The organism is Pseudomaricurvus alkylphenolicus, from assembly GCF_011683955.1.
Classification (GTDB): Bacteria; Pseudomonadota; Gammaproteobacteria; order Pseudomonadales; family Cellvibrionaceae; genus Pseudomaricurvus; species Pseudomaricurvus alkylphenolicus.
Map to the genome: position 1 here is coordinate 59964 of NZ_JAAQPI010000015.1, position 22693 is coordinate 82656.

Annotated in this window: 17 protein-coding genes; 7 read left to right on the forward strand and 10 right to left on the reverse strand. The window is 53.9% G+C overall.

Annotation, left to right across the window (positions count from 1 at the left end; translation table 11 throughout):
- Positions 1-207 precede the first annotated feature (207 nt).
- Complete coding sequence (locus tag HBA55_RS28510; RefSeq protein WP_166998524.1) at positions 208-1908, forward strand: nitrite/sulfite reductase; 1701 nt, start codon at positions 208-210, stop codon at positions 1906-1908.
- Positions 1908-2372, forward strand: a complete 465-nt coding sequence (locus HBA55_RS28515; protein ID WP_166998526.1) for a DUF934 domain-containing protein — start codon at positions 1908-1910, stop codon at positions 2370-2372. Before HBA55_RS28510 ends, HBA55_RS28515 begins: the two co-directional genes overlap by 1 nt.
- A gap of 549 nt (positions 2373-2921) precedes the next feature.
- On the opposite strand, the gene HBA55_RS28520 is transcribed toward HBA55_RS28515, so the two are convergent.
- Complete coding sequence (locus tag HBA55_RS28520; RefSeq protein ID WP_166998528.1) at positions 2922-3284, reverse strand: VOC family protein; 363 nt, start codon at positions 3282-3284, stop codon at positions 2922-2924.
- 302 nt (positions 3285-3586) lie between these two features.
- On the opposite strand from HBA55_RS28520, the gene HBA55_RS28525 reads away from it, so the two are divergent.
- Genes HBA55_RS28525 through HBA55_RS28540 form a run of 4 tightly spaced genes read left to right on the forward strand, consistent with a single transcriptional unit; the run spans position 3587 to position 8925 of the window.
- Positions 3587-4777 carry a thiamine pyrophosphate-dependent dehydrogenase E1 component subunit alpha gene (locus tag HBA55_RS28525; protein ID WP_166998529.1) on the forward strand — a complete coding sequence of 397 codons (1191 nt, stop codon included), beginning with the start codon at positions 3587-3589 and terminating at the stop codon, positions 4775-4777.
- Positions 4777-5754 carry an alpha-ketoacid dehydrogenase subunit beta gene (locus HBA55_RS28530; RefSeq protein ID WP_166998531.1) on the forward strand — a complete coding sequence of 326 codons (978 nt, stop codon included), beginning with the start codon at positions 4777-4779 and terminating at the stop codon, positions 5752-5754. Before HBA55_RS28525 ends, HBA55_RS28530 begins: the two co-directional genes overlap by 1 nt.
- 27 nt (positions 5755-5781) lie before the next feature.
- Complete coding sequence (locus tag HBA55_RS28535; RefSeq protein WP_166998533.1) at positions 5782-7068, forward strand: 2-oxo acid dehydrogenase subunit E2; 1287 nt, start codon at positions 5782-5784, stop codon at positions 7066-7068.
- Between the two features lie 18 nt (positions 7069-7086).
- A complete protein-coding gene (locus HBA55_RS28540) occupies positions 7087-8925 on the forward strand; it encodes a protein kinase domain-containing protein (RefSeq protein ID WP_166998535.1) in 1839 nt (612 codons plus the stop codon).
- Between the two features lie 4 nt (positions 8926-8929).
- Here HBA55_RS28540 and HBA55_RS28545 read toward each other — a convergent pair whose 3' ends face one another.
- The 3 genes from HBA55_RS28545 to HBA55_RS28555 all read right to left on the reverse strand — a co-directional run bounded on the left by HBA55_RS28545 (position 8930) and on the right by HBA55_RS28555 (position 12681).
- Positions 8930-9565: a TetR/AcrR family transcriptional regulator gene (locus HBA55_RS28545; protein WP_166998537.1), complete on the reverse strand. Its 636-nt coding sequence runs from the start codon at positions 9563-9565 to the stop codon at positions 8930-8932.
- Between the two features lie 183 nt (positions 9566-9748).
- Positions 9749-11212 carry a M81 family metallopeptidase gene (locus tag HBA55_RS28550; protein ID WP_166998539.1) on the reverse strand — a complete coding sequence of 488 codons (1464 nt, stop codon included), beginning with the start codon at positions 11210-11212 and terminating at the stop codon, positions 9749-9751.
- 2 nt (positions 11213-11214) lie between these two features.
- Complete coding sequence (locus HBA55_RS28555; RefSeq protein WP_166998541.1) at positions 11215-12681, reverse strand: M81 family metallopeptidase; 1467 nt, start codon at positions 12679-12681, stop codon at positions 11215-11217.
- A 151-nt stretch (positions 12682-12832) separates the two neighbouring features.
- Here HBA55_RS28555 and HBA55_RS28560 point away from each other — a divergent pair, with 151 nt between their 5' ends.
- Positions 12833-13522, forward strand: coding sequence for a helix-turn-helix domain-containing protein (locus HBA55_RS28560; protein ID WP_166998543.1), 690 nt, complete (start codon positions 12833-12835; stop codon positions 13520-13522).
- A 28-nt stretch (positions 13523-13550) separates the two neighbouring features.
- Here the strand turns inward: HBA55_RS28560 and HBA55_RS28565 are convergent, their stop codons facing one another.
- The 6 genes from HBA55_RS28565 to HBA55_RS28590 all read right to left on the reverse strand — a co-directional run bounded on the left by HBA55_RS28565 (position 13551) and on the right by HBA55_RS28590 (position 22649).
- Complete coding sequence (locus HBA55_RS28565; protein WP_166998544.1) at positions 13551-15068, reverse strand: alpha/beta hydrolase; 1518 nt, start codon at positions 15066-15068, stop codon at positions 13551-13553.
- 108 nt (positions 15069-15176) lie between these two features.
- Positions 15177-16298, reverse strand: a complete 1122-nt coding sequence (locus tag HBA55_RS28570; RefSeq protein WP_166998546.1) for a DUF2817 domain-containing protein — start codon at positions 16296-16298, stop codon at positions 15177-15179.
- Positions 16299-16397: 99 nt separating this feature from the next.
- Positions 16398-17771 (reverse strand): serine hydrolase domain-containing protein, encoded by a 1374-nt coding sequence (locus tag HBA55_RS28575; RefSeq protein WP_166998548.1) that lies wholly within the window; start codon positions 17769-17771, stop codon positions 16398-16400.
- Between the two features lie 30 nt (positions 17772-17801).
- Positions 17802-19145 carry an MFS transporter gene (locus HBA55_RS28580; protein WP_166998551.1) on the reverse strand — a complete coding sequence of 448 codons (1344 nt, stop codon included), beginning with the start codon at positions 19143-19145 and terminating at the stop codon, positions 17802-17804.
- A gap of 66 nt (positions 19146-19211) precedes the next feature.
- Positions 19212-21473: a TonB-dependent receptor gene (locus HBA55_RS28585; protein ID WP_166998552.1), complete on the reverse strand. Its 2262-nt coding sequence runs from the start codon at positions 21471-21473 to the stop codon at positions 19212-19214.
- A gap of 126 nt (positions 21474-21599) precedes the next feature.
- Positions 21600-22649 (reverse strand): dipeptidase, encoded by a 1050-nt coding sequence (locus HBA55_RS28590; protein WP_166998555.1) that lies wholly within the window; start codon positions 22647-22649, stop codon positions 21600-21602.
- Positions 22650-22693 lie beyond the last annotated feature (44 nt).

The following is a 22693-nucleotide window of genomic DNA, read 5'->3' on the forward strand; positions in this document are numbered from 1 at the left end:
ATACCCGCAGACTAGCAGAAGAACGGCGGGTAGAGCGTTTAAAGATGTAAAGATCAACGAACTTGTAAAGGTACAGCCGCCAGCAAAATCGGGGGCACAGATTGCCGAAATTGCCGCTGTCACCCCTCAAACCGCACAATGTGCCTCTGCCCAAAGCCCAACTGAACCCCTAATATCCTCCCAAACAGTCAGGGGTGCGGGGCGCCAGTGTATATTTATAGTCAATTGGACCACCAATTGGTCCGGGAGCGGGTAGCGCAGTTCAATAACCAGACCCAGCGCTATCTGGAAGGTAAACTAACCGAGGATCAGTTCCTGCCACTGCGGTTGCAAAACGGCCTGTACGTACAACGGCTGGCGCCGATGCTGCGTATCGCTGTGCCCTACGGCATGTTATCGTCCGCCCAGCTGCGCAAGTTGGCAAAGATTACCCGTGAGTTCGATAAAGGTTATTGCCACATCACCACTCGACAGAACATTCAGCTGAACTGGCCACAAATTGAAGACGTACCCGAGATACTGCGTGAATTATCCGAAGTGGAAATGCACTCCATACAAACCAGCGGTAATTGTATCCGCAACGTCACCTCGGACCAGTTTGCGGGTATCGCTCAAGACGAAATTGAAGACCCACGCCCCTATTGTGAGCTGGTGCGCCAATGGTCAACCCTACACCCCGAGTTTGCCTTCCTGCCGAGAAAGTTCAAGATAGCGATTAACGGTGCTCACCATGATCGGGCCGCAACGCGTTTTCACGATATAGGTTTGCAGATCAAACAAGACCCGGTAACCGGCACCACCGGGTTTGAAGTATTCGTCGGTGGTGGACTGGGGCGAACCCCTGTCATCAGCCAGTCAATCCGGAATTTTTTGCCGGCAACCCGCTTGCTGTCTTACCTGTGTTCGATTTTGCGCGTGTACAACCGCTTCGGGCGCCGGGACAATAAATACAAAGCTCGTATCAAGATCCTGGTCAAAGAAACCGGCTTGGACGCCTTTCGTCAAATGGTCGAAGACGAATGGCTGACGATTCGCGACAACTACGAAGACCTGACCACCGAAGAAATCAATCGGGTAAAGACCTACTTCAGTAAGCCCGCATACGCCAGGCTTGACCCGCTTGTGGCACAAAGCCAACTGCAGCAAGAACGACAGGCATCGCCTGAATTCAGCCGCTGGCTGGATGCCAATGTGAGTGCCCACAAGATCAGTGGCTACGCTGCTGTCACCTTGTCATTGAAGCCCACTGGGGTTGCACCCGGAGATATGACCGACAAACAACTGGAGGCGGTGGCCGATTTGGCAGAGCAGTTTTCCTTCGGTGAAGTCCGTACCACGCACCAACAGAATCTGGTGCTGGCTGATGTTCGCAAGAGCGATTTGGCAGCACTCTGGCGCGCATTGGTGACTTATGGTTTTGCCACACCAAACGTAAATACTCTGACCGATATTACCTGCTGTCCCGGCGGGGATTTTTGCGCCTTGGCCAACGCGAAGTCCATTCCCGTGGCAGAGTCTATTCAACGTGAGTTTGATGCGATGGACTACGTCTATGATCTGGGTGAGCTGAAATTGAATATTTCCGGCTGCATGAACGCCTGCGCTCATCACCATATCGGTCATATTGGTATTTTGGGTGTCGACAAAAAGGGTGAAGAATTCTACCAGGTAACACTTGGCGGTCATGGAGGCAACCATGGTCGGGCACCCGCCATTGGTAAGGTGTTGGGGCCAGCCTTTTCGGCGCGGGAAATTCCCGGTGTAATTCGCCAGCTGTTGGATTGCTTTGTGGAGTGGCGACATGAGGATGAATTGTTTGTCGATGTTGTGGATCGATTGGGTATTCAGGCGTTCAAAGGCATGGTCTACGATAAGTCCGCCAAGTCTCTGCAAAAGGAGACGGCGTGATGCAAAGGGTTATCAAAGACGGGAACGTCCAGTTGGATGACTGGATTCTGGTGGGCCAAGCCGGCAGTTCCATGAACCCTGCACAATTACCGGAAAAAACGATTCTGCCATTTGGATACATCCAAAAGAAAAGCGATCAGCTCCCGCGTCAACAGAATGTCCATGGTGTATTGCTTGATGGTTCCGACGACATTGAAGGCTGGGGAGAAATGCTCGTCCGATTTCCTTTATTGGCTGTTTCATTTTCACACTTTACCGACGGTCGGGGATTCAGCCTCGCTGCGCAGTTGCGTGAAAAGTATGGGTTTAGTGGAGACCTCCGGGCAATGGGTAACTTTCTGCCTGATCAGATGAACTATCTGAGCCGATGTGGTTTTTCGTCGTTTCACATTCAAGACTCAGAACAGTTGGAAGATGCATTGAGTGGTCTTCGAGACTTTAATGTCGCGTACCAGGGCCTTTGAAGTTATGGATTATCAGAAAGTTTTGTTCGCGGTTTGAGTCCAGGTTTTGGGGGCAATGTGTCATAACCGGTAATTCATAGATGCGCTCTTCGAGCGCAATCGCCCTCAGAGCGGGCTCCTACAAGATACCCCAACTACCTCTGGCCACGACGAGATTCTCTGACCAACCGTAGCAGCGCGTTCCGAGCGCGACCGGTGTTCTCCAGAGTAACGGTTTAAAGCTGCGAAGTTCAGAACGATAAAGATCGTGTACCTCGGTCTAAAGGGTGGCTGGGTGTTCGTTGGAGGGGCATTTCAAGCGAACGCCGAAGGAGTCAATGAGACAAGCGTTTTTTGCTTGGCTCATTGGGGACTGAGGGAAGCCTGGAGGGCCGGTAGCGTGCCCCTCCAACGGACACCCAGCCGCCCGTTGTGGCACAAAATTACCAGCCCCTTTTCTTCCTCGCCGCAGAGACCAACGCCGATCAAAGTGCCCAACTCTGGTGAAAAAACAGGCTCCCGAAAGACCTCGAAGACTCGACAGTAAAGCTTGTGAGTGCTTGCTCCGACTCAGTCAGAAAAACACAGCTTGTTTTGATCCAGATCTCTCACATACGCAGAAAAACGAGGCCCGCGTTGATTGGGTTGACCCTCGCAAGTACCACCCAATTCAATCGCCTTTTGGTGAAGCCTTTCTACTTCTTCGGATGACCCAACGCAAAAACCCACCATTGTACCGTTGCCATGAGTTGCGGGCCTCTCATCAAAGGGTATCGCTACTGCAAATGCAAAGTCCTCTTCTTTAGTCTGCCAGTAGGTCATTCTTTCGCCAGAAAAAACCTGATTGAGTTCCGTTTGCTCAAAAAGTGAATCATAAAATTCCGTCGACGCTTCCTTATTGTTTGTGCCAATAACGAAGTAGTTCATTTTCATAGTTTAATATCCCCTGTTGTTATCGGTTTATTGGACTGGATTCCGTCCAGGCTACAAATTTCAGCCGTACATTCCGAATCAGCTCGTAGGACAGATTTTGCCTCAGGCAACTGTCAATGGGTGTCAGTAGGCTTCCGAGTTTTTCCACTCCAACACCTGTGATGCTTTCATTATTCATTCGTTCTAATCACATCAACCCGATAGCTCAGGCACTATTGTCGAGCGGCAAATCCACTATTCCCAACTATACTGTCTAAAACGGCCGATATTCCGGCACGTCTGGGCTAAGAATGGACTTGACCATGAAACAACCAACCACCAGCGTTCATCAACCGACGTTTATCGCTGGCAGCGATCTCCCCATCCCCACCCTTAAGATCCTGGACTCAGAGGGCAAACTTTACCCGGGCGCCAAGGCGCCCGATCTGGACCAGGCGCTGGCCCTTAAGATCTACCGCGCCATGCTGTTTACGCGCATTCTGGACGAGCGTATGGTCTCCGCCCAACGTCAGGGGCGGTTGAGCTTTTACCTGACCTGTGCCGGCGAGGAGGCCGCCGTGGTGGGCACAGCCGCTGCGTTTAACAACAGCGATATGATCATGGGGCAGTATCGCGAGCAGGCCTCACTGCGGTTTCGCGGTTTCACCGCCAGGCAGTTTATGAGCCAATTGTTGAGCAACGAGAAGGACCTGGGCAAGGGGCGGCAGATGCCTGTGCACTACGGCAGCAACGAGCTTAACTTTATGACCATCAGCTCGCCCCTGGCGACACAAATTCCCCAAGCCGCCGGTTATGCCTATGGTCAAAAACTGGAGGCACAACGGCAGGGGCGAGATCTGGATTGTTGTACCCTGTGTTACTATGGCGAGGGCGCCGCCTCCGAGGGCGACTTTCACGCCGGAATGAATATGGCGGCGGTGTTAAAATGCCCAGTGGTGTTTGTCTGCCGTAACAATGGCTACGCCATCTCCACGCCCACAGCGGAACAGTTCGCCGGTGATGGCATTGCCTCCCGCGGCGTCGGTTACGGCATCAAAACCATTCGAGTGGACGGCAATGATCTGTTGGCCGTTTACACTGCCGCAGCGGAGGCTCGCAAAATTGCACTGCAAGACTGCGCGCCGGTATTGATCGAAGCAATGAGCTACCGCTTGGGCGCTCACTCCACCTCCGACGATCCCAGTGGCTACCGCAGCCGAGAGGAGGAGGACAAGTGGCGTGAACTGGACCCGATCGAGCGCGCCAAACGATGGTTGCTCGACCAAGGGTGGTGGAGCGAGAAGGAAGAAAAGGCCGCCCAGGAGGAATATCGGTCGGAGGTGCTGCGTGAACTCAAGGCGGAAGAAAAGTTGCCACCTCCCGCATTGGAGGAATTGATCACCGATGTGTACGATAAGCCACCCACGCATTTACAGACGCAGTTCGATGAACTGGTGGCTCACCTAAACCGCTACCCCGAACAGTACCCCACCCACCGGGGAGGGCAGCACTGATGACTACCATGAATCTGCTGCAGGCAGTAAACAGCGCTCTGGATAACGCCATGGCCGCGGATGATCGTGTTCTGTGCCTGGGTGAAGACGTGGGCACCTTTGGTGGCGTGTTCCGAGCCACCAGCCACCTGCAGGAAAAGTACGGCCGCGCGCGCTGCTTTAATACCCCGCTCACCGAGCAAGGCGTGGCGGGTTTTGCCATAGGCCTGGCGGCGCAGGGTTCAGTACCGGTTGCGGAAATTCAGTTTGCCGATTATATCTTTCCTGCCTTTGACCAGATCGTTAACGAAGCCGCCAAGTTTCGATATCGCTCAGGCAATGAGTTTAATGTTGCCGGCCTGACCTTTCGCAGCCCCTATGGCGGCGGCATCGCCGGTGGTTTGTATCACTCCCAATCCCCCGAGGCGTATTTTTGCCACACGCCGGGCTTAAAAGTCGTGATTCCAAGTAACCCCTACCAGGCCAAAGGGCTGTTGATGTCCGCCATTGCCGACCCCAACCCGGTGGTGTTTTTCGAACCCAAACGCCTCTACCGCGCCGCAGTGGGTGAGGTACCGGAAGAGGCCTACACCCTGCCCCTGAGCGAAGCGCAGATTGTCAGTCAGGGCAGCGATATCACGCTGTTGGCCTGGGGCGCCCAGATGGAAATACTGCAAAGGGCAGCGGACCTGGCAGAAGCCGAGGACATCTCTTGTGAATTGATCGACCTATGTACCTTGTTACCCTGGGATGTGGACACCGTGGCAGCCTCGGTCACCAAAACGGGCAGGCTGTTGATCAGCCACGAGGCGCCACGCACGGGCGGTTTTGCCGGTGAGATTGCGGCCACGATTCAAGAGCACTGTTTTCTCTCTCTCGAATCCCCCATCGCCCGCGTGACCGGCTTGGACACGCCCTTCCCGTTGGCTCACGAAAAAGAATACATGCCCGACCACCTGAAGGTGTTTGAAGCCATCAAACAAACCATCCACTACTGAGCCCATAAAACCGGCAGGAGATCTGCAATGAATGTTGATTTTATTTTGCCCGACATTGGTGAAGGTATTGTCGAATGTGAAATCGTGGAGTGGCGTGTAAAAGAAGGCGACCGGATCGAGGAAGACCAGCCGGTAGCGGATGTCAGTACTGATAAGGCAGTGGTGGAGATTCCCTCAGTTCATTCCGGACAGGTGGTTAAGCTATATTATCAGGAAGGTGATATCGCAAAGGTGCATACACCGCTGTTTGCGATTTCGATTGATGCTCAGGCTGGTGGGGAGCCCTCAGCTAATAAAGGGCCCTCAGCTAATGAAGTGCCTTCAGCCAATAAGAAACCTTCAGCCGATAAAGAACCCCTAACGCCAGCTTCACTCCCACCCAGCGATACCGATACCTCCCCCAAAGCCGTCACCAGTATTGGCAAAGTCCTGACCACCCCCGCCGTGCGCCGCATTGCCCGCGAACAGAATCTGGATTTAACGCTGGTGCCCGCAACCGGTAAAAACGGCCGCGTACTGAAAGAAGATGTGCTGCGTTATCTGGAAGCTCCGGTGGCAGAAACTGGTACGACCGTACCAACACAGGGCGCCGCGCAGCCTGTTAAGGCCACGGACCGGGTGGAGCCCATCAAAGGCGTTCGTGCGGTCATGGCAAAATCGATGATGGAATCGGTCTCCACCATTCCCCATTTTACCTATGTGGATGAGGTGGACATTACCCGCCTGATCGACTTGCGGCTGCAACTCAAGGAACAATACGCCGAGCAAGGCATTCGCATAACGATGATGCCGCTGTTTATGAAAACATTGTCACTGGCACTGTTGGAATTTCCGATCATGAACAGCAGTCCTAACAATGACTTTACCGAGCTGCGTTACATCGCCGGCCACAATATCGGTATGGCGGTGGATTCAAAAATTGGTTTGCTGGTACCCAATGCCAAAAATGTTCAAGACCTCTCGATAATGGAGCTGGCCCAGGAGCTTAACCGCCTTACAGAGTCCGCCCGTTCGGGCAAGGTGGCGCCGGCCGATCTCAAGGGCGGTACCATTACCATCTCCAACGTGGGTGCCATCGGTGGTACGGCGGCCACTCCCATTATCAATAAACCGGAGGTTGCTATTGTGGCGCTGGGCAAGGTGCAGGAGCTGCCCCGGTTCGATGCGGATGGTAATGTGGTTGCACGAAAAATAATGTCGATCAGTTGGTCGGGGGACCATCGCGTGATTGATGGTGGTACCATAGCCCGCTTTAGTAACCGCTGGAAGGAATTCCTGGAAGATCCGACAGCCATGCTGATGGCCATGCGATAGCCACAAGGCTACCGGGTAATGGAAAGCAGAAACCTCCAACATTTTTACATCAACGAAGAGCAGTCTTTTTATCTGCTCAGTCACCGGGATGCCCAAAAGCTTAAAGACTGGCTGGACCTCTGCCAAAGCCAATTAAGTCGCTTGGGCTATACCGATATCGAGCTGATCGGCAAGGGCGCCTACGGATTTGTGTTTGGCGGCAACGGTGCCAACGGCAAGGAATACGTTTTTAAATTTGCCCGCATTACCCTGGCGCATCATGTGCAGGAGCGTCTGGAAGAAGAAGGCTATATGCTGTCGCAGTTATCTCTGCCGCATATCCCCGCCTTTGTTGAGTTCCAGCGAGTTCGTGGCCAGTCCATTCTGATGATGGAGCGGGCACGGGGCATCAATCTGGAACAGCTGATTTGGAAAAAGGGCCGTGTGCCCCCAAGGCTGGTGTTAAAAATAGCCGGGCAACTCGCGGAAATTCTGCTTGCCCTGCGTGAAGATGCGACACGGCAGCAGCGCGCGCCCATGATTCATGGTGACATCAAACCCTCCAACGTGGTGTTTGATGAAGACACGGAATCCATCGGGCTGATCGATTGGGGAGCTGCGGTTTACGCGCAACAGGATGCCCATCGACAGTACACAGGCGCCGGGGGATTAAGTGCCCTTTCCACCAACCTCGGCGAGACCAACGCCAAACTGGGCGATATCTATTTTATCGGCGAGGAACAACTGCGTGGAGCCTTGTCGTCGCCCCGTTTTGACGAGCAGGGTGTGGCGGGCACACTCTATGCGCTGGCCTCTGGCCAGTCGAGCCGCTTTGGGCGCGAGGTGATCACCCCAAAATCCCTGGGCCTGCCGGTCGAGTTCGCGCGCACGCTGGACGGTATGCTGTCCGACGACCCGGCCATGCGTGACCGCGCCGGTGATTATTTCCTGAAGAACATGCGCTATATGAAACGCATCGTTACCCATAGTCGCAAAGGCCCGGTGCCCAACCATATCGCCCATCAGATCCCATTGCTTCCGGTCAGACCAGCCGACATTGCCCAGGATCTCGACACTGTGGTGTACAGTTCGCGTAAGTCCTTCTTGCGCCGCGAGATGCCGCAAAAACTGGTTGCCGATGTGGACCCTACCGAGCTGGACCGCTACTACAAGAATTATTTGGAGGGTATGGGTGATACCGAAAAGGCGTTTATTATCGCGGTCAGCCACCTGGGTAACTATCCAGTGGTGGGCGGCCTGGCCATTCACTGGGACGATGGCGGCATGTACATCGATTCCAGCCTTAATCTCTACGACAAATCCCTGCTGCCGGCGTTTGTGTGCGCAGTCAATAATCTGGTGCATCTGGGCCGGGCCATCAGCAAGACGGGGGTGTTTAAAAGCTGCATGTTCGATGCTCGAAAAACCCTGCACGTGGAACGCAACCATGCGGGCGAACCTTTTCGGGCGGAGGCGGGATTGGAGATTCCTTATGAAATCGGTGACCCTAACGAGGGCAATCGGGAAAGCCGCCTGCATTCGTATTTTGAAGATGGCGACGACCCGGACGAGATGCTCACCTTGCCAACTCCGTTATTGGAGAAACTGGCGATTATGAACACCATCCATCACACCGGCTGTATTATTTTTGAAAGTCTGGAACAGGATTTAAAGATTCACAATTATTTGAAGTTGCTGGATTTGGAGCGTGAAGCCGAGTTTCGCGATTGCCTCGGCTTTATTTTAGAGCATCTGCATTTGATTGACGGGCTGGGTGTCTCCGGATTTATGAAGTTGCCCTATGTGGACACCCAGTTTTTTCCATATCAGGAGCGGCTGCCGGATCAGTTTAGTCCACGCAACCCGCTGGAGACTTAGCCGCTTACTTAACGGATGCCGCCAAGCCGGCCGCATTGTACTCGATATACATTTCACCCAGCTTATCGAGGCTGCAGCTGACATCCCCCATATAAGAGTTTTTGAGGCTCTTATAGTCCGCCATGCCCTTAATGATACTGGTGATGCAGAAGTTGAGGCGTTGCTTAAGCAATTTGCGGGGAACATCAGGCAATGCGGTGCTAAAAAGCTTGGTAAAACGCTTCATGGCTTTGCTGGCAAAGCGATTGAGGATGTCGTGAATCTCGGGGCCGCCCTCCATTTCCATACGGGCGATAAAACGCACCGCGTGGTAGCCCCACGCTTCCTCTTTAAGCAGCTTAAGGTAAGGGGTCACCAACGCACGCAAAATATCACGCACCTTGGGTTTCTTTTGCCCTTCAACGCTTTTCAATGCCTCCTCCCGCGCCTCTTCGAACCAGTCTTGCACAAACTCCACCACGGCCTCCACCAGACCAGTTTTGCTGCCGAAGTGATAATGCAGCGCGGAGTTGTTCTTGGCACCTGCCTCGCGATTGATCATGCGCAGGGACACGGCGTCGATCCCCTGCTCGGCGAAGAGCTTGAGGGCGGCCAGGATAAGGCGTTGCTTGCTGAGGTCTGAAGCGCTGAGGGTTTGCATGCTGGGGAGTCCTTTGTGAGCTGATCCTTTATCGGTCAGATTGATGCCCTTATGAACAACACTACTGCCGTTTAATTCCATAAGTTTAACTCGAAACCATAGCTACTCTGCGTACTGGATGCAAGTGTGTCGGCCTGCGAACAGGCCACAGAGATTACCAGGGAGGACTGCAAGCAAACCGCTCTAGCGCTGGTATTTTTGGTAGGGGATTTGTTTTAAGTTGTAGTTAATCGCGCCAGGTGTGTTTACATAGTGTATTTCACCGGCAATCGGCGCGAATGCCGCCTGGAAGTGGTTAGTAGACTTAACGATTAAGGCACGTCTGGAGGAAGGGTCCAGACCAATATGGGCGAAGCCGTCCGGCGCGTACATCTGGGTGCGTACACTGCCCATCACAATATCGACACCGCGGCCACGAACCCAGGCGGTATCGCCCATAGGCATTTCAACTAAATCCAAGACGTTCATCTGACTGTCACAACTGACGCCCAATACCTCTACATCCAGATCCACCGGTGTGCCGGAGAATTGGCTGATCTTGCCACCGATTCGTAGCGTCAGGCGGCCGCCCACACCCACTTGGTGGCAGGCCTTGACGGCTTCCGGGTCGAACACCAGGCCAATGGCCACGTCGCGAATCCCGGCGTCTAAAATCGCGTGTAGTAAAAAGGTGCTGTCAGAGGGCGCACCGCCGCCGGGGTTGTCAGCGATGTCCGCCAAGACACTTGGCTTAACGTTTTGTGGATCAGACCCGTTCGGATGATTGCTATAACTGCACAGTTGCTCAATGGTCCGCTCGACCGTAATCGTTTTCAAGCCGGTCTCAGGCAGGATTCGCGCCAGATCCCTACCCACCTCCTCAGCCACCGCTTGGCCCAGCATCACGTCGTCGTCAGTGTAAACCAGCACCTTGGTACCGGCCTGCGGTGTATCTCCCCAGGGAAAACCGTGCACCAGTGAGATACTCAACACGCCCTGCTGCTGTTCCCTCTCAAACAGGCTGTCCACAAAACCACGCATGGGTTGGTCCTGAGTCGGAAAGAACCCGGTGGTTTGACAGTCAAACACCACAGCGCAGGGACACAGATCGCCCTTGAGCATGGCGAACAGGATATCCAGTACTTCGGCGCTGCGCTCCAGTCCGTCAATGTGCGGATATTCTTTCATAAATGCCATGATGTCGGCGTACTCAACCATTTTGTCCGTCAGGTGCGCGTGTGGGTCCAGCACCGCGCCGATGGGCACCTCCGGTCCGACCAAAGCGCGAACCTCCCGCAGCAGGTCCCCCTCGCAATCGTCACATGCTGTCGACATCATGGCACCGTGCAGGCTCAGGAAAACCGCCTGCACGGGTAACTGCTGCCGCAACGCGCGTAACAATTCCTCTCGCAGACGCAGATAATCACCATGTTGTACAGGCGCACCGGGCGCGGCATCGGCAAATAAGCCGGCCACTAATTCCATACCCTCACCCTGCACCCGTTCCAGCAACGGTTGCATACTGGAACGAACATTGCCCTGCTCGTCGTACACCATTCCGTTACCACGCTGCATACCACCTGCGACAAAACTCTGGTAACTGGTCGGAATATTGGAGAAGCTGTTAGTCTCGGTCATCAGCGCCGAGTAAAACACCTTGCCACTCATGGCTATATTTCCAGCAGCTCATCCAGCGGCCAGATAGGTCGCGGGAGATGCTGGTAATTGGCAGGGTCGATTTCCAGGGATAATCCGCCCGGCGTTTCACAGTAAAAAATCTTTTCCGCCAGCGGTGCAAACTGCTCGTAAAAATGCTGAGTGGATTTAACGATTAAGGCCCTCATGGAATGCGGGTCGATGCCAAAATCCGTAAAGCAGCTGGGACTGAACGCCTGGTTGCGAATGGAATTCACAATCACGACATTACCTTCCACCTCCAACGCTGCCGACAGACCGTGGGGCGCCACAAACCCCAACCCAACCTGTTCCAGACCCTCCTCCACCTTGAGCACCTTGGCCTTTACGTCCAAGGGGGTGCCGGCCTCTGGCCCGGTTTTACCACCCAGCCGCAAACGCAGGCTCGCGCCCTCACCGGCAGCAGCGGCAAATTGTGCGACTATGGGGTCCCATAGCAAAGCCAAACCATAACCGCGCAGCCCCCGTTCAAGAATGGCCCGCAAGATAAACGTGGAATCGCTGCCGGCACCACCCCCGGGATTATCGCAGGTATCGGCAATAACAAACGGTTTGTGGGAGCCAGTCGCCCCACGCTGTTCCACTTCTTCCAGAATCGGTTCAATGGGCTGTCGCAGGGATTTTGTCTCTTCCCTTGCTTCATAGAATAGATTCGCGAGGGTTTCCATTTCAGCGGCAATTTCCGTTCGCTCGCCGTTGGTGATTGCCAACACACCCGCACCAATATCCGGCATATCCGCCCAGCGAAAGCCGTGAATCAGCGACACACTCAACACCCCTGACTGATCCTGCAACGCCTGGGCCGCCGCATTGGCTTTCTCCATCAGCGGTTCGGTGGTGTAAAACATGCCCACCATAGGCATCCTGCGATAGTGGGTCACGGGCTGAATCTGCCCCAACGCCGCCCGCTGCCCCAACCGGAACAGATCCAGCGCCCGCTCGTCAAAATCCACATGGGGGTAATGTTTACAAGCCATCAGACAGGCGGAGCGACACATCAGCTCAGTCACATTGGCATGCAGATCCAACTCCGCTCCGATAAACGTTTTCTCGCCCACAATCTCACGGGCCCGCGACAGTAAATCCCCTTCGCAATCCTCGTAGCCCTCTGCCATCTGCGCACCGTGGAGAAAAAAGAACACCATATCCACATCGGTCTGAGCTCGCAGGTCATCAAGAATCTCATCGCGCAGCATCTCATAATCCCGGCGGTTACAGGGCGCACTGGGCTGCGCCCAGGCGTAGGTTGAGGCATACACCTGGTAACCCGCCTGCAGCCCTTGCTGCACAAACACGCGATAACCATTAAGCGTCGCGCAAACCTCGTCCACCTGCCCATTTAACGGGCGGTGATACTGAAGCTCCTCAAAAGACTGGCGACTGGTGGGAATGGGAGAAAACGAACTGGTTTCGTGGTTCAAAGAGGCCACAAATATTTTCATAGGAAAACCTCGGGAAAAGACGAGCCAAACTGCAATATTCATATTTGATTAAATAAACCATATAAGAATATTTATGAGTTAATGGAAAGTCAATTGATGATATGAGACCTTTACCTTAAAATTCCTGTTTTTGACCTCAGGAGCGGCCACCTTGGAGCCACAAACTGCACAATCCCCCTCCCCTCAGACCCCAAACCTGGGCACCAATCTCAAACGGCTGCGACAGGAAAAGGGCTGGAATGTGCAACAACTGGCCCGGGAGTCCGGCCTGCCACAATCGACCCTGTCGAAGGTGGAAAACAGCCTGATGTCTCTCAACTTCGAAAAACTCCTGCTTGTCGCCCGAACCCTGCAGATCGACGTCGCCCGCCTGTTTGAAACCGAGGACGTCGCCGCCGGCCGCCAGATCATCACCGGCCGCCGCACCCTGGACGACAACGATACCAGCGCAATGTCCGTCAGCGAGCACTATCGCTTTCGCCACCTTTCCACCGGTTTGAAAAACCGCCTTATGATGCCCATGCTGTTCGAAATCGGCTCCGTCGAACCCGGCCAACCCATCCCCATGATGGATGTGGTGGGTGAACGCTTCGCCTATGTGCTGGAAGGCCCAGTGGAATTTCACTGTGAGCACTACGAAACGGTTACGCTACAGACGGGAGAGTCCATTTACGTGGATGCGGCAATGCCCCATGCGTTTGTTGCCCCCAACGGCACCCTGGCGCGGGTGATTACCGTGTTAACCAGTAAGGATGAGGATTATCTGGAGTTGGCGCGGAAGGCTTCGGCGCTGGGCGGGGATGATGCTTCTGAGGCGTTTAAGCGGCAGCGGCGGGGTTGATAGGGGTGGAATCAAAAGCCACCCCGGTTCAGGCTTCTCCGGCGGTGCTAACAGGCGGTTGCTGCCGGACAACAACCTGATTGTTATTGAGCATCAATTCAACCTCTTCAGACTCGATACCTTTAACATAGCGGTCCAGAAAGTGCCGACACAGGTTATTGACCGACATCAGCCCCGATTCGCCATCAATCGGGCCAATCCCCCATAACTTACGCAGCCAGCCTCTCGAAGCGATCATTTTGTCGGTAAAGGCCATATGCCCGGCGCCTTTTAGTACGATACGCCATACATCCGCCCTCTGGCCCCTTTGTTCCGGCGCTTCGTAGCAAAAATCGTTGCACATTAGGTTATTGGCGCAATTGGGGCCCGGTTCTGTCGCCATCGGATCTGCCATAGTCTTGAGTTGTTCGACCAATAAAATCGGATCCCCATACAATTGTAAAAACGCTGTAGGTACGTTTTTATCGCGACGCTCATAGCTCCAGTTCATACCATCGAGATTGATACCGGCTTTGGCATCCGGGTCCCGAAAGCAGCATTCATGGGCAACCGATCCCCCCAGGGACATTCCGGCGTAGGCTCGATTTTCCAGATCAATCGACATCGCCAGGTCATTGAGGTCACCGTTGCCCTGCCCGGGGTTTGCGATGTTCGATTTCAAATGGTTCACCAGCGCCAGAGAATCATCAGCCCAGTGCTGCGTCAGCTCAGAGGTATACTGTCCATTCACTGCTACCAGCTCCTCAAGATACCCGCGTTTTTGCTCGGCGTCCTGACAGAGCTGAAAATTGGCGTAAGGTTTGTTGCTTTGGCCTTGCTGTTTCATTCGCGCAACAAGATCCGCGTCCAATGGGCATATGGATCCGTTTTTCCAGGCTACTCCACCGCTTTCCCCCGGATGAGCCAGTGAGCAGACAATATAGCCATGGCTGGCGAGTTCTTCCATCAGTACCGTATTCTGCAGTGGCCAGAGCGCACCGCCGTGATTAAACACAATCAGTGGGAATTTACCCGGCTGAGCGGCGGTGTTTTGCAGACTGTGTGTGGCAACCAGTTGCCAGTGCTTGTCGAAAAATCCCGGCGCCCCCAGTGCCCTGTAGCTATTGGAAAAAGCCTGAGCTTCTTGCTGAGTGAAGTAGCGGTGCTGTGTACCCTCACGTGAATTCCGAGCCGGATACCAAATATAAGCCTGTAATGGTGAACGTGGTCCGGGAAACTCAATTTGATGTCGGCCAACTCTGTATCGGCCTGTCGGATTCGGCAATTCGGGAATCGGCGAAAGCCACAACAGCCAGCTCGCCAATAGCGCGCTAACGATAAATGTCACGAGTAACCACGAGGCCGGGGGACTGCCCGGTGAGAATAGCATTACAACCAGTAGTAATACCGACAAAACCCCAATCGGAGCACTCTGCCATCGGCCCTGGGCGGCGTAGCGCCAAACCAGGGCAGCATTGACGCCTGCCAGCAGAATGCTGGCTAACCCACTTTCTTGACTACTAAGTGCTATGGCAATAAGCAATAACACCACGACAATTTTGTCCAACAGCAGTTCTCCGTTGCTTCTCCACAAGACGGGATACCCCTTACCCCAGGGCACCCTCTCTTACATCGCAGTTCACTATTCTCACTGACTTGACCCCCGTCTAACAGGTCACCAATTCGCCAGTCCAGCGATGGTACGGGAATAAATATCTTGCGAGTGTTTCAGCACCGCGCTGCGCCAAGAATGTGTTGAAGGATTTAATCGCTCCATCATCATTGTTCTCAAGGTAATCGCCTTGGGCGACTGAGGCTCTTCGCATTCACAGCGCAACCAACGGTCAATCAACAAGGCCGGGATCACACTGCGATTGTCCACGGTTCCGATTTCAATCACCGTATCCACCACTTCAATGCCTTTGGCACGAAGTTCACGGGCCATACCCTCATGCACGTGACCCACAAAGTCCGGCATGACGCCCTCGTCGTAGATACGATCAACCTCTACCGCGTTACCCCACCAGGCGACGCCCTGCGCGTATTCTTTGCTGCCTTTATCCAATTCAAGTAACACTGAAACTTCACCTGGCTCCCCCAACCCGGTGTGCCAGTCAATCAATACCACCTTCTCGGCGTGTAACAAATATTGTTCAACGATGGCCTGGAGATTCAATGTAGACCACTGCACCTCGGTACCGCAATAGATCAAACCATCGGGATGGCTCGTCTGACCGCCACCCATGGCAGTCATGGCTGCGGCTTTGTCGCTGTTTTGCATAAAGTGGTTATAGCGCTCCATGACGTCATCCAGAATATGTTCATCCAAGTCTGGCGTAAACAGGATGTCGTAGAGCTCCGCGTACAAGGGGTTGGGGCGTACAGGTCGACCGGTAGGCAGATAATTGCGATTGAGATCTACATTGTTTTCGTTGGAACGGCTGTAGTAGGCCGCGCCGTAGGGGTTGTTGGCATGGATCAGACAGACGGCAGTGTCTTGCGGTAGATGCTCAGGTCCGCCATCGGCGATCCAGAGTAACTGACCGGCGACACCGCAAAAATATTCCTGGCCGTGAGTGCCGGAGATGGAGACAAAAACACGTTTGGCATCGCGGGGACCAAACCAGCCCACATCGGTTGACAGATCTCCGTCATCAGGGCCTTTGATGGCTGGATTGATTCGAACATCCAACTCACCACCCGCTTGTTCAACAGCCTCAGCGAACCACTGACGGCCTTCGGCGTAGTTTTGGGGAAAGCATTGATATTTTTGAAAAGGGTACTTCTGAAAATGCACGGTATTCTCCTGTTTACTATTTCGGTGGATTTGAGACTCGCAGGGTGCGATTGACTGACGCTGCCGTGAAGGCAGGAGTCCAGATAGCATTGACTGTTTTCAGGTTTCTCGGTTGAATACGCGCATTCCCGTAAACAGCACTTGAGGCAATCCCTCTGCATCTGGCTGCAAGAACCCATAGATAGTTGGGTATTCGCTACCGGGTCTGGACGCCAGAAAACGGTGATCACCGGCATATTCGAGCGACAAAGGTGCTTCTTCCAGTAGCAAGTCATCAATACGATTGCTGGTGGCGACGGTTAACTTGCCCTCTTTAACGAGAACTCTGGATACGCCACCGAGGGAATGGTACTTCCCCTCATAAATGGAAAGATCTTGCGGCTGTTGGTTGGAAATCTCGGGAGCGGGAAACATCTTTACGCCCGTCAACTGATCAAAGCTCCGGGAAAACACATCCATCATCAGGTCGTTAGCCGCACCGCCATTAACCAGAAGCGCACCGATGGTACCGGTCTCGCGATGCACCCGCAAATAGGCACATTGCCCTATGGTGGCACCGTCATGGCCAATCAGTTCGCCGCCTTGCCCTTGGGCCAGAAACCAACCCAGAGCCCAGCGGTTAATATCCCTTGCGGGAACCGGCACATCTACTTGGGGAGTTTGCATTGTCGCTACAGATGGTTCGGATAGAATTCTGTGCCCGCCAGTATCAACTCCGCCATCCAAATGCATACGTGCAAAGGTCACCAGATCCACTGCCGACATCATGGGGGTTGCGCCTGCTGGACCCGTGGTCGTGGGGATGGTGTAAATGGTATCGAGTTTGCGGGAATCACCGGGGCTTTCCGGGTCCGGTACATGTCCAGCTGAAACGGACCGGTCCACTAGATCCGAGGGATCACTGGCGGCGTTTTGCAATCCCAAAGGTTCAAACAAAAACTGCTTTAACGCCTCATCGTAAGTCAGGCCGGTAACCACTTCGATGATTCTACCGGCAATCACGAAGCCTGTATTGCAATAAGAAAACCCTTTATTCAAAGGATGAACTTGAGTCAGCAACGCACAGCGGTCCACATACCGGGCAAGGTTATCGGGGCCACTGCCGCAGTCCGTCATAAAATCTCCGCCAAGACCACTGGTGTGATTGAGCAGATGGCGTACAGTAACATTTTTGGTAACCATCAGATCCGCAACGCGAAAATCCGATAAATAGTGACGCACCGGCAGATCAAGTTCCACCAGTCCTCTGTCAACCAGCTGCATGATCAACGTAGCCGTTAACACTTTGGTTACCGAGCCGATCTGGAACAGCGATTCATCCTTAACCGGCTCGCCCGTTTCCACATTCAGGACACCACTGGTTGCCGACTGTAGTGTTCCATCGTGCCAGAGTGCAAAGGCAGCACCCGGGGTTTTACGTCGAACGATGGCTTCGTCCAACAGAGTTTGCAGTTGTTCCGTTTTTATCGTCATAGCGTCGTCAAGCATCAAATCAATTGAAAATCAGGCGGCCGCCGCCAGACGTTCGTCCAGTTGTGACCGAATCTGCCGATGGCTGCGATCATTCATCGGAAATTTCCAGAGTAAAAGCAGTCCCGGCAGAAACAGCAACGTCGGCAGAATACAGAAGCCAATCTTTAACCCGGTAATGGCCTCCGGAGAATTGGTTACGGCTCCGGGCTGGTAGCCCCAAATACCAATTAACATCAGTGCCAGGGGCCCACCAATGGCAGAAGTGCCTTTGTTGATCAACGCCATAAACGCGTAGTATTGGCCAGATCTGTTTTTGCCGGTTTTGTACTCATCGTAGTCGATAATATCGCCGAGAATCGTAGGCATGGAGACCATCAATAGAGGGAAAAAAATACTGAGTACAGAGTAGTAAATCATCATCGGCCAGAAGGCACCTTCGCCTGGGTCAATAAACCAGGCTACCGGCATCGTCAGAGCAAAAATGCTGAAGGCCCCGGCCGTAGCTTTGTACTTATCGAATCGAGTCAGCCACCAGACCCAGAATGGCAGGCTTAGCGGCGCCAGAATAACGGATGGCATAAACAGTTCCGTGTAGCGATCGCCAATTTGCAAATAGGTATCCACATACATAAACGTCAACACGCCGGTAAAACCGCCTCCCAGACCAATGCAGAGATACAAGGCGATAAAGTACTGGAAAGGTTTGTTGAGTTTGATCGACCCCCACAGCTCGCGAATGCGAGGTTCTTCCTGATCTTCGTCCGTTTCGCCATGGGGTACAAACAGCAGTGCCAATATCGTCGAAACCGGTATCGCCACCGCCATAATGATGGCGATAACACCCAGCACCTGAAAGTTCATACTGCCGCCCGAGCCCGGCACCAGTGACGGCATCAGTGTAAACACAATGCCCCCCAACAAGGTGGCACCACTGCGACTGGCATTGATTTTCGCCCGTTGTGCGGAATCGCGGGATAATTCCAGTGCCCAGGCCACGTAGGGAATTTCCAACACCGTCCATGCCAGATACAGCAACAGTGAAAAACCCAAAAAGTAAGCCATGGAAGCCGACTCGCCGGGGGTATAGAGAAAATACACAGCCACCACTGTCATCGCGGAGCCGACGGCAATCCAGGGTTTGCGTTTGCCGAACGGTGTGCGGGTGCGATCTGACATGTACCCGATCAAGGGATCGGTGATGGCATCGAACAGGCGGGCAATCAGCAGCACGGTGCCAATAATGGTCAGGTCCAGCCCAAACTCTTCAGCGTAGAGCGATGGGACAATTCCTGTGATGGGGCCGTGCATAACCGCTGACACCATGGCCGGCAGCGCAAATAGCAGCAGTTGTTTGCTACCGATTGGTATTGACATAAAACGTCCTAGTGCAAAGTGTACACAGGGAGCTGCCAGCACAGCTCCCGATCAGGCAGACCTGTTTCAGAAATTATAGGTGAGGTTAGCACCAATGGTGCGGGGTCTGAGGGGAACGCCGTAACTGAAATTGGCCGCCAGAGGAAAAACCGTCTGGAAGTCCGACTCGTCAGTTACGTTGGTCATATAGAGGTTAAGTGCAAACTGCTCGATGGTGATACCCGCACGCAGATCCAGTACATCATAGGCGTCGTTCTTGTAGTTTTGCACGACCGGTATCAGATCGACTCCATTGCCCTGATAGGTGCTGGTGAAGGGACCGCGATAACGCCAGGAACCGCCGACAAACGCATCATAACCCATCAGACTGAAGCTGTAGTCTGCACCGACAGAAACGCTGACCATCGCATTATTGGGAAGTCGTTCACCCGCCTTGGCACCCAATGCAGGCTCTTCGCCCTGGAGTTCGGTATCCGCATAGGCAAAGGTGGCACTCAACTCCAGGCCTTCGATAAGCTTCCCATGAATGGCCGCTTCAAAACCGGTCGCTTCAATATCATCAGCAGCGTTAATGGTAGAACCCAATCCGCCAGCAGTGGTCGACAATTGGGTATCGCCCCAGTCAATCCAATAGACACCGGCGTCGTAGGCAATGCGACCGTCCATCAGGGTGCCTTTGATGCCCAGCTCATAGCTCCAGAGTTCGTCGGCGTCATAGGTGGCGTCACCTAAGGGCATCAAGGTATCCGGCAGGCCATCACCGTCGGTATCCACAGGTACCTGGCTCACCAGATTGGGGCCGCCCGGGCGATAACCACTGGCGGCGCGGGCGTATACCTGGGTCTGTTCGGAAAGGCGATAGCGACTATTGAGCAGGTAGTTGGTCACGTCCTCGGAGTTGTCCGCTGCCAGACCGGGCAAACCAAAGGCCGGGTTGTTGTTACTGAGGTCTTCGATATCCGATTCTGCTTCGGAGTAACGCAATCCCAATGTAACATCCCAAGACTGACTCAGGTAAAGAGTCACATTACCGAAAGCCGCAAACTCTTCGAACTCCAGTGGTACGTTTGAGCGCACGAGCACAATATCAGCGGGATCCTCTATGGTGTTTTGAATCGCATCGGTTTCCTGAGAGGTGTAATACAATCCCACCAACCACTCAAGCTTGTCGCTGGATTCCGATGTCAAACGCAATTCTTGCGTAAATCGATCGGTTTCAAAGGTGGATTCAAACAATACGGTATGGGTACCAAAGGGAGCACCGGTAAAGAAGTCCGCCGTTCCGCCGAGACTACTGGTGATATCAGTGCCATTGGCCAGCTCCACGGTTTGATGACTGGTAACAGACGTCAGGGTAGCACCATCAAAATCGTAGTTGATAGTCAGTGCGTGCATGTCATAGTCGTAGGCACGACTGGTGGGCAGCGAAGAATCACCGACGTATTCGCCCAGCGGCCTGTCGCCGTTGTTAACGTCAAACAGCACGTAGCCCGGATCACCGTAATCCGCATCCAGTACAACCGCATTGTAGCGAACCTCCATCGCTTCGCTGGGCTGAAACAAGACCGTTAACTGCGCGCCATCGTAGTCATGATCGTTAGCGTCCTGCTCACCTAAACCGGGCAAATCCACGTAACCTTCCGCGTCCTCGGAAAAACCGCTCAGTGAAATCGCCAGCTTGTCTTCAATAACCGGAATGGAGACACTGGCGCGATAGCGGCTGTTGACGCCGCCGCGGTCCGTGTCCGAAAAATCCGCGGAAACATAACCTTCTATATCGGTCAGCGAAGGCTTTTTGGTGATGTAGCGCACAACGCCGCCCATGGAGCTGGCACCGAACAAAGTACCCTGAGGCCCACGCACCACTTCAAGTTGTTGCAAGTTAAGCAGTGTGGCATCCAAGGCAAGCTGATCACCGGCACCGCCAAAAACAGGTCCGTAGGGCACATCGTCCACGTAAATACCGGTAGTGGAGGCACCGCCAGCGTAAATGCCGCGAATAGTCAGATTGCCCAGGCTGGGCGAACCGCCATCATTTGCGGTCAAGTTGGGGACGAAATCGGCCAGGGAGTTGATATCAGAGATACCCTCACCGGTGGCCTTTTCCAGATCCACCGCCGTCATGGATACCGGAACATCCAGCAGACTCTCTTCCCGCCGGGTCGCGGTCACTATGATTTCTTCTATCAGAAAGTCGTCCAGATTTTCCTGAGTTTCTTCCGCCTGTTGCGCATAAGCCGGCATCGCCAGCAGGCACAGAGTGCTGATGGCCGCGCAAGAGCGCGCCGCTTGGAGTTTTTGGATCATTTCAGTGGCTTGTATCTTCATAATCAACTCTTCCTTCATTATGGCTTATCATCAGATGAGCGTTGTTTTTATTACCTGCCGGTGAATTACTTTGAAGCGACGAACCCATCTACCGGCTAACAGGGTTCCCCGTGGCGAAAGTCCGGTTTAACCCACCTCAGCTCGGGCGGGAACCTGATCGCCCTCGACCAGCTGGTAGATACGCCTGAAGTTACCGCCGAGAATGCCCTGAATCGCCCGCTCGCCGTATCCGTTGGCCTGCATAATCGCGACCAGCTCCACCAACTGCTCCGGAGCAAAGGCCACGCCCTCATAAAGCTGGGTGCCAAAAGGGTCTCGCCAGGCCGTCTCCCGTGCACTTTGAATGCCCTGCCAGGTCCATTCCAGATCCTCGATATAGTCGGTGCCAATTCCCGCGTGCTCAGGGCCCACCAACTGTGCGATGTGGTCTATATGTCGGAACACGGTTTCACTCTTGGCCGCCGGGTCGCCGAGAAAGGCGCCAATACCCACAACACCCACCGCCCCACCGCGTTCCGCACAGGCGCGAATCTGGTCATCATCAATGTTGCGAATGTGGCGACATTGGGCAAATACGCCGGAATGGGAAAAGATCGCGGGTGTCTCGCTAATCTCAATGGCTTCCAGGGAGGAGCGGCGTCCCATATGGGAGACATCCACCACCATACCGACCCGGTTCATCTCCCGTACCAACTCACGCCCAAACAGGCTCAGGCCCGCATCGGCAGGTTCTGCGCAACCATCGGCTGCACGGTTACGCGTCTGGTAGGCCAACAGCATATGGCGCACGCCCAGATCCTTCAGGTTTTGCAACCGCGAAAGATCCTCATGAACCAGCTCAGTGTCTTGCACATTCAGTCCCAGAACCAGTTTTCCCTCGCGATAACCGGCATCCACTTCTGCAAGATTTGCGGCAAAACACAGCCAATCGGCATGAGGTTCACAGAGCACCTGAAATCGACCGACTTCACGTATGACCCCCTCGTAGCTGGCGGGCATGTCCTGAATGGTGAGACTGATAAAGCTGTAGCCGGATTGGTGGTAACGGCGCAGTACTTCGATATCCCAGTACTGCTCTACCCAGGGCAAGGTCATATCCCAAACATCGCGGCTGGACTGGATCAGGCTTCGGGCACGATCCAGCGCTTCGGTAGAAACTGATTGGGTTATGGACATCTGAAAACCTCTATTGAATTATTTATTCGTATTTGAATATATCC